This window comes from Pseudomonas sp. Ors-4-3C, assembly GCF_055755035.1.
Map to the genome: position 1 here is coordinate 1049592 of NZ_CM146900.1, position 12086 is coordinate 1061677.

General features: G+C 58.4%; 13 protein-coding genes. 10 read left to right on the forward strand and 3 right to left on the reverse strand.

The window, feature by feature from the left end; all coding sequences use genetic code 11:
* Positions 1–19: 19 nt before the first annotated feature.
* The 5 genes from sucC to ACVHNU_RS04905 all read left to right on the forward strand — a co-directional run bounded on the left by sucC (position 20) and on the right by ACVHNU_RS04905 (position 5231).
* Positions 20–1186 (forward strand): ADP-forming succinate--CoA ligase subunit beta, encoded by a 1167-nt coding sequence (sucC, locus tag ACVHNU_RS04885; protein WP_003223015.1) that lies wholly within the window; start codon positions 20–22, stop codon positions 1184–1186.
* A complete protein-coding gene (sucD, locus tag ACVHNU_RS04890; protein ID WP_003223019.1) occupies positions 1186–2067 on the forward strand; it encodes a succinate--CoA ligase subunit alpha in 882 nt (293 codons plus the stop codon). Before sucC ends, sucD begins: the two co-directional genes overlap by 1 nt.
* A gap of 455 nt (positions 2068–2522) precedes the next feature.
* A complete protein-coding gene (brnQ, locus tag ACVHNU_RS04895; RefSeq protein WP_003223020.1) occupies positions 2523–3836 on the forward strand; it encodes a branched-chain amino acid transport system II carrier protein in 1314 nt (437 codons plus the stop codon).
* Positions 3837–4092: 256 nt separating this feature from the next.
* Complete coding sequence (locus tag ACVHNU_RS04900) at positions 4093–4830, forward strand: DUF599 domain-containing protein (protein ID WP_003223022.1); 738 nt, start codon at positions 4093–4095, stop codon at positions 4828–4830.
* A complete protein-coding gene (locus ACVHNU_RS04905) occupies positions 4830–5231 on the forward strand; it encodes an MAPEG family protein (RefSeq protein ID WP_473019121.1) in 402 nt (133 codons plus the stop codon). Before ACVHNU_RS04900 ends, ACVHNU_RS04905 begins: the two co-directional genes overlap by 1 nt.
* 75 nt (positions 5232–5306) lie before the next feature.
* On the opposite strand, the gene ACVHNU_RS04910 is transcribed toward ACVHNU_RS04905, so the two are convergent.
* Complete coding sequence (locus ACVHNU_RS04910; RefSeq protein ID WP_003223025.1) at positions 5307–5543, reverse strand: hypothetical protein; 237 nt, start codon at positions 5541–5543, stop codon at positions 5307–5309.
* 157 nt (positions 5544–5700) lie between these two features.
* On the opposite strand from ACVHNU_RS04910, the gene ACVHNU_RS04915 reads away from it, so the two are divergent.
* The 4 genes from ACVHNU_RS04915 (at position 5701) to ACVHNU_RS04930 (ending at position 9408) form a co-directional block, all read left to right on the forward strand.
* On the forward strand, positions 5701–6177 hold the full coding sequence (locus ACVHNU_RS04915; protein WP_103521563.1) for a PaaI family thioesterase: 477 nt from the start codon (positions 5701–5703) through the stop codon (positions 6175–6177).
* Positions 6174–6626, forward strand: coding sequence for a PaaI family thioesterase (locus ACVHNU_RS04920; RefSeq protein WP_003223029.1), 453 nt, complete (start codon positions 6174–6176; stop codon positions 6624–6626). Before ACVHNU_RS04915 ends, ACVHNU_RS04920 begins: the two co-directional genes overlap by 4 nt.
* Positions 6627–6707: 81 nt before the next feature.
* Positions 6708–8612 (forward strand): molecular chaperone HtpG, encoded by a 1905-nt coding sequence (gene htpG, locus ACVHNU_RS04925; RefSeq protein ID WP_473019122.1) that lies wholly within the window; start codon positions 6708–6710, stop codon positions 8610–8612.
* A 67-nt stretch (positions 8613–8679) separates the two neighbouring features.
* Complete coding sequence (locus tag ACVHNU_RS04930; protein ID WP_473019123.1) at positions 8680–9408, forward strand: dienelactone hydrolase family protein; 729 nt, start codon at positions 8680–8682, stop codon at positions 9406–9408.
* 145 nt (positions 9409–9553) lie between these two features.
* Here the strand turns inward: ACVHNU_RS04930 and ACVHNU_RS04935 are convergent, their stop codons facing one another.
* Together ACVHNU_RS04935 and ACVHNU_RS04940 are read right to left on the reverse strand one after the other, a co-directional pair.
* Entirely contained in the window at positions 9554–10417 is an 864-nt protein-coding gene (locus tag ACVHNU_RS04935) for a pirin family protein (protein ID WP_473019125.1), read from the reverse strand.
* Positions 10418–10478: 61 nt separating this feature from the next.
* Positions 10479–10895 (reverse strand): OsmC family protein, encoded by a 417-nt coding sequence (locus ACVHNU_RS04940; RefSeq protein ID WP_003223035.1) that lies wholly within the window; start codon positions 10893–10895, stop codon positions 10479–10481.
* 129 nt (positions 10896–11024) lie between these two features.
* On the opposite strand from ACVHNU_RS04940, the gene ACVHNU_RS04945 reads away from it, so the two are divergent.
* Entirely contained in the window at positions 11025–12080 is a 1056-nt protein-coding gene (locus ACVHNU_RS04945) for an amidohydrolase family protein (RefSeq protein ID WP_473019126.1), read from the forward strand.
* Positions 12081–12086: the final 6 nt, after the last annotated feature.

The following is a 12086-nucleotide window of genomic DNA, read 5'->3' on the forward strand; positions in this document are numbered from 1 at the left end:
AACGAAGACGGTAAAAAGCATGAATCTTCACGAGTATCAGGGTAAGCAGCTGTTCGCTGAATACGGCCTGCCAGTTTCCACTGGTTACGCAGTAGACACCCCGGAAGCAGCAGCAGAAGCTTGCGACAAAATCGGCGGCAGCGAGTGGGTTGTCAAAGCCCAGGTCCACGCCGGTGGTCGCGGTAAAGCGGGCGGCGTCAAGCTGGTTCGCAACAAAGAAGACGCCAAGGCCTTCGCACAGCAGTGGCTGGGCAAGCGTCTGGTGACTTACCAGACTGACGCCAATGGTCAGCCAGTCACCAAGATCCTGGTTGAATCGTGCACTGATATCGCTAAAGAGCTGTACCTGGGCGCTGTCGTTGACCGTTCGAGCCGTCGCATCGTGTTCATGGCTTCCACCGAAGGTGGCGTGGACATCGAGAAAATCGCTCACGACACTCCAGAAAAAATTCTGAAAGCCACTATCGATCCACTGGTTGGCGCTCAGCCGTTCCAGGGTCGCGAGCTGGCGTTCCAACTGGGTCTGGAAGGCAAGCAAGTTGCCCAGTTCGCCAAGATCTTCGTAGGTCTGGCCAAACTGTTCCAGGATCACGATCTGGCCCTGCTGGAAGTGAACCCGCTGGTGATCAAGGCTGACGGCGATCTGCACTGCCTGGACGCCAAGATCAACATCGACGCCAACGCCATGTACCGTCAGCCTAAGCTGAAGACTTTCCACGATCCGTCGCAAGACGATCCGCGCGAAGCGCACGCTGCCAAGTTCGAACTGAACTACGTAGCGCTGGAAGGCAACATCGGCTGCATGGTCAACGGTGCCGGCCTGGCCATGGGTACCATGGACATCGTCAACCTGCACGGCGGCAAGCCAGCCAACTTCCTCGACGTAGGTGGTGGTGCTACCAAAGAGCGCGTGACCGAAGCCTTCAAGATCATCCTGTCCGACACCAACGTCGCTGCAGTACTGGTCAACATCTTCGGCGGCATCGTTCGCTGCGACATGATTGCCGAAGGCATCATCGGCGCTGTGAAAGAAGTCGGCGTGAAAATCCCGGTTGTTGTTCGCCTTGAAGGCAACAACGCTGAGCTGGGCGCTAAAGTACTGGCAGAAAGCGGTTTGAACATCATCGCTGCTACCAGCCTGACCGACGCTGCTCAACAAGTTGTCAAAGCTGCGGAGGGCAAATAATGAGCGTCCTGATCAATAAAGACACCAAAGTTATCTGCCAGGGTATTACCGGTTCGCAAGGTAGTTTCCACACCCAGCAAGCCATCGAATACGGCACCAAGATGGTTGGCGGCGTAACTCCGGGCAAAGGCGGCACCGAGCACCTGGGTCTGCCAGTGTTCAACACCGTTAAAGACGCAGTTGCTGCCACTGGCGCTACCGCCAGCGTGATCTACGTTCCGGCTCCTTTCTGCAAGGACTCGATCCTGGAAGCAGCGTTCGGCGGCATCAAGCTGATCGTCTGCATCACCGAAGGCATTCCTACCCTGGACATGCTGGACGCCAAAGTTAAGTGCGACGAGCTGGGTGTTACCCTGATCGGCCCTAACTGCCCAGGCGTGATCACCCCAGGCGAATGCAAGATCGGCATCATGCCAGGTCACATTCACTTGCCAGGCAAGGTCGGTATCGTTTCGCGTTCCGGCACCCTGACCTACGAAGCTGTGAAGCAGACCACTGACGCCGGTTTCGGTCAGTCGACTTGCGTCGGCATCGGTGGTGACCCGATCCCGGGTTCGAACTTCATCGACATCCTGAAGCTGTTCCAGGAAGACCCGAAGACCGAAGCGATCGTGATGATCGGCGAGATCGGCGGTTCGGCTGAAGAAGAAGCGGCTGCCTACATCAAGGCACACGTGACCAAGCCGGTTGTTTCCTACATCGCTGGTGTGACTGCTCCTCCGGGCAAGCGCATGGGCCATGCTGGCGCAATCATCTCTGGCGGCAAAGGCACTGCAGACGAGAAATTCGCTGCGCTGCAAGACGCAGGCGTAAAAACCGTGCGTTCGCTGGCAGACATCGGCAAGGCCCTGGCCGAGCTGACCGGTTGGGCCGTCAAGTAAGCCTCGCGCTTGACTGACGCTTCACCAGACAAAGGCCACCTTCGGGTGGCCTTTGTTGTTTCTGGCATATGGGTATTTGAGTGGATTCTTGTGGCGAGGGAGCTTGCTCCCGCTGGGCTGCGAAGCGGCCCTAATGCAATCTTCGGATTCATGAGTGTTTTCGGGATTTGCGCCTGCTGCGCAGTCGAGCGGGAGCAAGCTCCCTCGCCACGGAGTGCTCCGCAGGAAAAATAAATGCGTAAACGCGACACAGACACGTCGTGTATCGGATAGTTCGCCCTCAAACAGTGCGTTTGTCAGACAAATTCGTTAGGCTAGCAGCCATTTTTGCGTCTGCCGCCCACAAGGCATGCAACGCGCTAAACGGGTCAGTCTTATACGGACTGACAGCATTTCCCTAACCCCACAGGGAAATCCCCCTCTAAATTCCGATTCAGTAGTGTGGTATTTCCTTAATGAAAGTTTTGAAAGGTCAGGACATCCTGGCACTGGGCTTTATGACATTTGCCCTGTTCGTCGGGGCCGGCAACATCATTTTCCCGCCTATCGTCGGCCTGCAGTCCGGACCTGACGTCTGGATGGCGGCGCTGGGCTTTCTGATCACGGCAGTCGGTCTGCCGGTGGTCACCGTCGTCGCCCTGGCCAAGGTCGGTGGTGCGATGGATGCGCTGAGCAGCCCGATCGGCAAGATCGCCGGCGGTGTGCTCGCCGCGGCGTGCTACCTGGCGGTCGGCCCGCTGTTCGCCACCCCGCGAACCGCGACCGTGTCGTTCGAAGTGGGTCTGGCGCCACTGACCGGCGAAAGCCCGCTGGCGCTGTTCCTCTACAGCTCGGTGTACTTCCTGCTGGTGTTCTTCATCTCGCTGTATCCGGGGCGTCTGCTCGATACCGTTGGGCGTTTCCTCGCGCCGCTGAAAATCATCGCCCTGGCGGTACTCGGCATCGCCGCGTTCGCCTTGCCGGCCGGTGATATCGGTCAGGCCACGCCTGAATACGTCGCGGCACCGTTCTCCCAGGGCTTCATCAATGGTTACCTGACCATGGATACCCTCGGCGCGCTGGTGTTCGGTATCGTCATCGTCAACGCGATCCGCTCCCGTGGCGTCGAGTCGCCTGCGCTGATCACGCGTTACGCGATCATTGCCGGCCTCATCGCCGGTGTCGGCCTGGCGCTGGTGTACATCAGCCTGTTCCGCCTCGGTTCCGGCAGCCATGAAGTCGCGGCGGGTGCCACCAACGGCGCGGCGGTATTGCACGCTTACGTGCAGCACACCTTCGGTTCGCTGGGCAGCGGTTTCCTCGCGGTGCTGATCTCGCTGGCGTGCCTGGTGACGGCGGTCGGTCTGACTTGTGCCTGCGCTGAATACTTCAGCCGCGTGCTGCCACTGTCCTACAAGACCCTGGTGATCATCCTCGCTGCGTTCTCGCTGCTGGTGTCGAACCTGGGCCTGACCAAGCTGATCGCGTTCTCGATCCCGGTGCTGACCGCGATCTACCCGCCGTGCATCGTTCTGGTGGCCCTGAGCTTCTGCAAGGACTTCTGGCATGAACACGGTCGGATCCTCGGCCCGGTGATGCTGGTGTCGTTCCTGTTCGGCACTATCGACGCCCTCAAGGGCGCCGGTCTGGCTGACTGGATGCCGTCGCAGCTGTCGCACCTTCCGCTGAGCGAGCAGGGCCTGGCGTGGCTGGTGCCATGCGTGATGACCCTGGTGGTCGCCGTGGTTTGCGATCGCCTGCTGGGCAAGCGCAGCGAAGCCGTTGCCTGACGTTGCCTGACCCGCCACAAGCGGGTCTTCAGCGCTTAAACAGAAATGCCCCGTATCAATCGATACGGGGCATTTTTTATGGGTGTCAGGCAGTGTCTTTTTTCGCGAGCTAACGTCGAAGCACTGCACGGATTTTATGTAGGAGTGAGCCTGCTCGCGATGGCGTCGTGTCTGTCAGATCAATGCCGGATGTGCCACCCAATCGCGAGCAGGCTCACTCCCACAGGTAATGCATCCACACTTCACAGGAAAACGAATGTCGTTCATCCAAGCCAACCTGATCCATCTGCTGGCCGCGCTCTGGTTCGTCATCTGCTGGGGCGGCTACACCCGCTATGCGTCCTGGAAGGCCCGCGACACCGCATGCCTCGCCAGCGTGTTGCACCTGTACCGCGAAGACTGGATGCGCCGCATGCTGCTGCGTGACAACCGTATCGCCGACGCCAGCGTGATCGGCAATCTGGAGCGCAACGCCTCGTTCTTCGCCTCCAGTACCCTGATCATCCTCGCCGGTATTCTCACCGTGCTCGGTGCGTCCGAGCGTGCAGTGTCGTTGCTGGCGGACATCCCGATGGTGCAGCAGGCGTCGCAGGGTATGTCGGAGATCAAGTTGCTGTGCCTGGCGCTGGTGTTCGTCTATGCGTTCTTCACGTTCAGCTGGTGCATGCGTCAGTACAACTTTGCGGCGGTGCTGGTCGGTTCAGCGCCGATGATCGGTGAGCGTCAGGTTTCGGAGCAGGAGCGCAAGGCATTCGCACTGCGGGCGGCGCGGGTGATTTCGATGGCGGCCAACCAGTTCAACTTTGGCCTGCGCTCTTATTACTTCGGCATGAGCATGCTGGCCTGGTTTGTCAGCCCATGGTTGTTCATGTTGATGAGTGCTGGAGTCGTGCTGGTGTTGTATCGCCGCGAGTTTCATTCCGACGTTCTCGACGTGATGGTCTATACCCCTACAGAGGCGCCGTTGCCCGAAACCAATAAAGAGGCCGCTTGATGAGTATTCCGTTCTGGTGTGTGTTTATCAGTGCAGTGTTGATTTACATCGCGCGTATGCCGGTGGGCAAGGCCATGAAAGAGCAGGGCGGTTACAACAACCATCTGCCGCGCCAGCAACAGGCGCAACTGACTGGCTATGGCGCGCGGGCACTGGCGGCGCACCAGAACAGCATCGAAGCGTTCATCCTGTTTGCCGTCGGTGTGCTGATGGCGCACACCACGCAGACACAAGGCTGGTTGATCGATGCTCTGGCGATCATCTTCGTGATCGCACGGATTCTCTACTTGTGGTTGTACCTGGCTGATAAACCATCCTTGCGCAGCCTGGTCTGGCTGGTCGGCCTGATATGTTCTTTGTTGCTGATGATTAGTCCGACTTTTAGAACCGTCTTGCTCTAAGCGGCACTAGCGAAAAATTACAGGCAAAAGAAAACCCGCACTTGGCGGGTTTTCTTTTTCTGCATCAAGTCGCAATTATTGCTTCTTGGCAGCTTCTTCCTGAGCAGCCTGATTCGATTCAGCCTGATCTTTGGCGGCTTCAGCGTTTTCTTTCGCTGCGTCGTTCACTTTATCCTGAGCTTCGTTCATTTTCTGCTGAGCTTGTTCAGCATGTTGGTTGGCATCTTGAGCTTTGTCCTCGGATTTTTTATCGCAGGCAGCGAGACCGAGGGAAGCGGTCAACATCAAGGCAATAGCTAAAGTCTTACGCATGGGGTGTTTCTCCTTATGGAAAATAACTACTGGCCTTAAGAACGTTGCCCCCAACGTTAAGTTCCTCATTTCTTTCAGATATATAATTTGTTTTTCAGTGGAACTTTTGCGTTATTTCCTACTACTGGCACAAGGCTCTGACGAGAGTAATTATCAAATGGCTGAAAACCCCGTTTTTGAGCGCGCAACGCGATTTCTCTCGGCCCTGCGTCATTGTCAGGTGCTCGGTTTGACGGTGCACAGCGCCAGCAGCGAAGGGCTGACGGTAAAGCTGCCGTACAGCGCGCAAATCGTCGGCAATCCGCAGACCGGGGTCATCCACGGCGGTGCCATTACCTCGCTGATGGACACGGCGTGTGGCATGTCCACGTTGTGCGTGCTGCCGGAATTCGAAGTCTGCCCGACCCTGGACCTGCGCATCGACTACATGCACGCCGCCGAACCGAACAAGGATGTCTACGGCTTTGCCCAGTGTTACCGAGTCACCACCGACGTAATCTTCGCCCGCGGCTTTGCCTATCAGGACGACCCGCAGCAACCCATCGCTCACGTCGTCGGTACCTTCATGCGCATGGGCAAGGGTCTGAAGGGCACCCAGGGATTTGGCGGCAAGATCAAAGGAGAAAGCCGATGAGCGATGACTGGAAGCAACAACTGCAGCAGGCTCACGCTCAGGGTGACTACGCGCCGCTGCTGCAGATCATTCCTTACGCCGGATTGATCGGCGTCGAATGCTCTCGGGTCGGTGATGAGTTGCTGTTCAAGCTGCCGGCGAACAAGGACAACATTGGTAACCCTTTATTGCCGGCAATCCATGGCGGGGTGATTGCCGGGTTCATGGAACTGGCAGCCGCGTTGCATTTGCTGATCTTCACCGGTTCGCCCGGGGTGCCGAAGATCATCGACTTTTCCCTGGATTACCTGCGTGCCGGGCAGTTTCGCGACACTTGGGCAAAATGTCAGGTCTGCCGCCAGGGCCGGCGCGTGGCCAACGTCGCCATCACCGCCTGGCAAAGTACCGAGAGCGAACCGATTGCCACCGCCCGTGCACACTTCAAAATTGATGAGCCCTTGAAATCCTGAACGCTGCCCCCAACTCAGTGAACAACCCGCCGCCGACCATCTGGGTCACGGCCAATGCCATCTGATTGGAGTTTGATGACCATGAGTGTGGAAACTCAAAAGGAAACCCTGGGCTTCCAGACCGAGGTAAAGCAGCTGCTGCACCTCATGATCCATTCGCTGTATTCCAACAAGGAAATCTTCCTTCGCGAATTGATCTCGAACGCCTCTGACGCTGTCGACAAGCTGCGCTTCGAAGCCCTGGCCAAGCCTGAGTTGCTCGAAGGTGGCGCTGAACTGAAAATCCGTGTGAGCTTCGACAAGGACGCCAAGACCGTCACGCTCGAAGACAACGGTATCGGCATGAACCGTGACGATGTGATCACCCACCTGGGGACCATCGCCAAGTCGGGCACCGCCGATTTCATGAAGAATCTCTCGGGCGATCAGAAGAAAGATTCGCACCTGATCGGCCAGTTCGGTGTCGGTTTCTACTCGGCCTTCATCGTTGCCGACAAAGTTGACGTGTACAGCCGTCGTGCCGGCACTCCTGCCAGCGAAGGCGTGCACTGGTCGTCGAAAGGCGAGGGCGAGTTCGAAGTCGCCACCATCGACAAGCCAGAGCGCGGCACCCGCATCGTCCTGCACCTGAAAGCCGCTGAAGACGAGTTCGCCGATGGCTGGCGCCTGCGCAACATCATCAAGAAATACTCCGACCACATCGCGCTGCCGATCGAGCTGCCGAAAGAAGTCACTGCCACCGAAGGTGAAGAGAAGCCAGCCGTTGAATGGGAAACCGTCAACCGCGCCAGCGCCCTGTGGACCCGTCCGCGCACTGAAGTGAAGGACGAGGAATACCAGGAGTTCTACAAGCACATCGCTCACGACTTCGAAAACCCGCTGGCCTGGAGCCACAACAAGGTCGAAGGCAAGCTCGAGTACAGCTCGCTGCTGTACGTGCCGGCCCGCGCGCCGTTCGATCTGTACCAGCGTGAAGCGCCGAAAGGCCTGAAGCTCTACGTGCAGCGCGTGTTCGTGATGGATCAGGCCGAGTCGTTCCTGCCGCTGTACCTGCGCTTCATCAAAGGCGTGGTCGATTCCAACGACCTGTCGCTGAACGTGTCGCGGGAAATCCTGCAGAAAGACCCGATCATCGACTCGATGAAGTCGGCGCTGACCAAGCGCGTGCTGGACATGCTGGAAAAACTGGCGAAGAACGAGCCTGAGCAATACAAGGGCTTCTGGAAAAACTTCGGTCAGGTCATGAAAGAAGGCCCGGCAGAAGATTTCGCCAACAAGGAAAAAATTGCCGGTCTGCTGCGTTTCGCATCGACCCAAGGCGACGACGGCGAGCAAGTTGTCGGTCTGGCTGACTACCTGGCGCGCGCCAAGGAAGGTCAGGACAAGATCTACTACCTCACCGGCGAAACCTACGCGCAGGTCAAGAACAGCCCGCACCTGGAAGTCTTCCGCAAGAAAGGCATCGAAGTGCTGCTGCTGACCGACCGTATCGACGAGTGGCTGATGAGCTACCTCAGCGAATTCGACGGCAAGACCTTTGTCGACGTGGCACGCGGTGACCTCGATCTGGGCAACCTAGACTCGGAAGAGGACAAGAAAGCTGCAGAAGAAGTCGCCAAGTCCAAAGAAGGTCTGGTCGAGCGCCTGAAAACCGCGCTGGGCGATTCCGTTGCCGAGGTTCGCGTCTCTCACCGTCTGACCGATTCGCCAGCCATTCTGGCGATCGGCGAACAGGACCTGGGCCTGCAAATGCGCCAGATCCTCGAAGCCAGCGGGCAGAAAGTGCCGGACTCGAAGCCGATCTTCGAATTCAACCCGAGCCACCCGCTGATCGAGAAACTCGACGGCGAGCAGAACGAAGAGCGTTTTGGCGACCTGTCGCACATCCTCTTCGATCAGGCAGCCCTGGCTGCCGGCGACAGCTTGAAAGACCCGGCCGCTTATGTGCGCCGTCTGAACAAGCTGCTGGTTGAACTGTCGGTTTAATCACGTTGCAGAAAAACCCGCTTCGGCGGGTTTTTTCATTCTGGTGTTTAACATTCAGGAGTCAGAAATGAGCCAAGTCACTGTACGTTCCGTGGTCTATCAGCTGGATGGCCAGCCTTATGAAGGTCGTCTGGCGTTCGACGCCGAGCACAAGGGCGCGCGCCCGGGCCTGTTGATGGCGCCGAACTGGATGGGCGTCAGCGCCGGTGCCGAGGAGATCGCCAAGTCGGTCGCGGCCAAGGGCTACGTGGTGTTGATTGCTGACGTGTACGGCCAGGCTGTGCGTCCGCAGAACGGTGATCAGGCCGGTGCGGCGATGATGCCGCTGAAAAATGATCGCGCTCTGCTGCGCAAGCGCATGCAAGCGGCGTTCGAGCAATTGCAGACGCAGGGTGAAGCGGCGGTCGATACCTCGAAACTGGCGGTGTTCGGGTTCTGCTTCGGTGGTTGCTGTGCACTGGATCTGGCGCGTACCGGTGCGCCAGTGAAGGCCGTCGTATCGTTCCACGGCACGCTCGACTCGCCGAACCCGGCCGATGCGCAGAACATCAAGGGCTCGGTTCTGGTGTTGCACGGTGCCTCCGACCCGTTGGTGCCGAAAGAGCAACTGCCGGCGTTTGAAGATGAGATGAACGCGGCGAAGGTCGATTGGCAGTTGCTCAGCTACGGCGGTGCGGTGCACTCGTTCACCGATCCGCATGCCAATGTGCCAGGCAAGATGATGTACGACGCGAAGACCGCCACGCGTGCGTTCAAGTCGATGCATGACTTGCTGGAAGAAGTGTTCCAAGGCTGATTTTTTCGGCGCCTGTACTGGCCTCTTCGCGAGCAAGCCCGCTCCCACAGGGGAATTGTGGTGTGTACTCAGAACTCATGCACACCACAATTCCCCTGTGGGAGCGGGCTTGCTCGCGAAGGCTTACTAACCAGCGACCCAATACTCAGGGCAGTTCGATTCGCTCAACTTCCCCCGGCACCGTCGGCCAATCCCCGGCCGCCCATTTGCGCCGCGCCTCATCAATCGTCGCCGGATCGCTCGCAACAAAATTCCAGTTGATTCGCCGTGGCCCGTCCAGCGGCGCGCCGCCGAACACCACCGCGTGCACATCGCTCTCGGCGAACAGGCTCATCTGTTCCCCGGCCGGCAACACCGCCAGCGCATGGGGTTCGAGGGGCTCGCCATTCAACTGTGCCTCCCCACTCAACACATAAATCGCGCGTTCCGCATGCTCGGTCGGAATCAGCAAAGTGGTCGCGGTCTGCATCTTCACTTCCGCGTACAGCGTAGGAGAAAGCACCGGCACCGGCGATTCCAGGCAAAAGCCTGACCCGGCGATCATCCGAATCTGCACGCCAAGGTTATCGCTGACCGGCAGGGTTGCCGCCGGGTGATGGCTGTAATGTCCGGGGCCTTGCTCGTGATCCTTGGGCGAGGCCAGCCAGATCTGCAGGCCGTGCATCGTGAAGCTTTGCTCCCACAACGGCTCGGGCGTGCGCTCGACGTGGGCAATCGCACTGCCGGCGGTCATCCAGCTGACATCGCCAGCGCTGACCACCTGATCGGAGCCAAGGCTGTCCTTGTGCTGTATCTGTCCTTCGAACAGGTAGGTCAGGGTCGACAGACCAATGTGCGGATGCTGTCGGATGTTCATGCCTTTGCCCGTCGGATAAACCGTCTCGAGCATGTGGTCGAAAAACACGAAAGGCCCGACGCTGCGACATTTGGCTGACGGCAGCGGGCGCAGGATCGGCTGGCCTTCGACGTCTTCGGCGCGCGGGCGGATGATCAGTGGTTGCGTATCCATGGTGCATTCCAGGCTGAGCGGGTGATGCCAGAAGCATAACCCGCCGCTGGCATGAGGGAGATTACTGGCTGTCGAAGCCCTGTGGGGCGTGGGTTTCGATGCTGACGTCGGTGGTAGTCATCAGTTTGTGGATCGGGCAGCGATCGGCGACGCGCAGCAGTTCTTCACGCTGGGCATCGGTGAGGACGCCTTTAAGGGTGAGCGTCACGTGCAGAACGTATTTGCCTTTCTGCTCTTCGCTGTTGTCGCGTTTGACCTCGACACCCACGCCGGTCAGCGGGATGTCTTTCTTCTTTGCGTACATCTTCAGGGTCAGGGCCTTGCAGGCACCGAGTGCGGCGTCGAAGTAGTCGTGTGGCTCGGGTGCCGAGCCTTCGCCGCCGGCAGACTTCGGTACGTCGGCAAACAATTCGTGGTCATCGATCTTTACGGTGTGACGAAAACCTTCGGCGGAGACGGTATTGACGGTAACAGTCATGGCAACCTCACTGGCAGTAGGAAAAAGTCGTTCGATCAAAAAAGACCTTGCAGTTATAGAGCATTCCTACGGAGGCGCGTTCCACTTTCCTGCAGGATGAACCCTTGTCATCGGCTCAGGGTCTAGGCTATGCCTACCTGTCGGAGATTACTTGTGTCCTTGTTTCGTTTGAGTCTTGCCTGCCTGCTGGCCTTTGCCGGCCCCGCCAGCGCCCGCGATTACACCTACAGCGATGCGCACCTGCACTACGTGGATTTCTTCCAGGAAACCGCCGGCATGGCGAAATTGCTCACGGCCATGCAGGACAATTCCATCGACCATGTGATGATTTCCGGTATTCCCGTGGCGAAGAAATGGCACGAGGATGAACCCAAGCGTCCGCGCTATTACGCCGGCGATGATGCCGATGCCTACTGGTACAGCGCCACCGATGTGATCGTTGCCGATGCGGTGCAAAAGCTGACTCCGGAGCAGCGTCAGCACTTTCATCCGTTCCTGTCGGGCTTCAACCCCAATGACAAGAACTCCGCCGCGCACATCCAGCGCATGCTCGCCCTGTATCCGGGGCTGTGGCAGGGCATTGGCGAGGTGTTCACCCGCCATGATGACCTGACGGCGCTGACCGCCGGCGACACACCTCGGGCCAATAACGAAGCGATGAAGCGGATTTATCACCTGGCAGCGGAAAATGATCTGCCAGTGATGCTGCATTCCAATATCACCTCCAAGCGTGAGAGAAATCCGCTGTACCTGAAGGAAATCGAGGAGCCGCTGCGTAATCACCCGCACACGCGGTTCATCTGGGCTCACGCCGGTACCAGCGCCGAGATTCATCGGCACCAGACGCAGCTGAAATTCCTCCTGCCCACCGTGAGCCGGATGCTTGAGGCCTACCCGAACCTGTTCATTGATCTGTCGTGGAGCATGCTCAGCCCTTATTTGCTGGACGAGCAGGGCAAGCCGCGAGCGGAATGGCTGGCATTGGTGGAAAAATACCCTGAGCGCTTCATGATCGGTTCGGATGTTGTCGGCCGATTCAACAAGCTCGGTCAGGAAATGCACAGTTTCACCCCGTTCCTTGATGCCTTGCCCGAGGATGTCGCCCGTAAAGTGGCCCGGGACAACTTCCTGGCAATATTGCCGCGAACAGCGGCAAAGTCCGGGAAAAGCGCGCTGAATCGTTAATGCCAA

Coding starts and splice junctions, on each gene's coding strand:
- ACVHNU_RS04945 (WP_473019126.1), top strand. CDS start 11,025: ATGCCTACCTGTCGGAGATTACTTGTGTCCTTGTTTCGTTTGAGTCTT.
- sucC (WP_003223015.1), top strand. CDS start 20: ATGAATCTTCACGAGTATCAGGGTAAGCAGCTGTTCGCTGAATACGGC.
- ACVHNU_RS04905 (WP_473019121.1), top strand. CDS start 4,830: ATGAGTATTCCGTTCTGGTGTGTGTTTATCAGTGCAGTGTTGATTTAC.
- ACVHNU_RS04940 (WP_003223035.1), bottom strand. CDS start 10,895: ATGACTGTTACCGTCAATACCGTCTCCGCCGAAGGTTTTCGTCACACC.
- ACVHNU_RS04910 (WP_003223025.1), bottom strand. CDS start 5,543: ATGCGTAAGACTTTAGCTATTGCCTTGATGTTGACCGCTTCCCTCGGT.
- ACVHNU_RS04915 (WP_103521563.1), top strand. CDS start 5,701: ATGGCTGAAAACCCCGTTTTTGAGCGCGCAACGCGATTTCTCTCGGCC.
- brnQ (WP_003223020.1), top strand. CDS start 2,523: ATGAAAGTTTTGAAAGGTCAGGACATCCTGGCACTGGGCTTTATGACA.
- sucD (WP_003223019.1), top strand. CDS start 1,186: ATGAGCGTCCTGATCAATAAAGACACCAAAGTTATCTGCCAGGGTATT.
- ACVHNU_RS04920 (WP_003223029.1), top strand. CDS start 6,174: ATGAGCGATGACTGGAAGCAACAACTGCAGCAGGCTCACGCTCAGGGT.
- ACVHNU_RS04900 (WP_003223022.1), top strand. CDS start 4,093: ATGTCGTTCATCCAAGCCAACCTGATCCATCTGCTGGCCGCGCTCTGG.
- htpG (WP_473019122.1), top strand. CDS start 6,708: ATGAGTGTGGAAACTCAAAAGGAAACCCTGGGCTTCCAGACCGAGGTA.
- ACVHNU_RS04935 (WP_473019125.1), bottom strand. CDS start 10,417: ATGGATACGCAACCACTGATCATCCGCCCGCGCGCCGAAGACGTCGAA.
- ACVHNU_RS04930 (WP_473019123.1), top strand. CDS start 8,680: ATGAGCCAAGTCACTGTACGTTCCGTGGTCTATCAGCTGGATGGCCAG.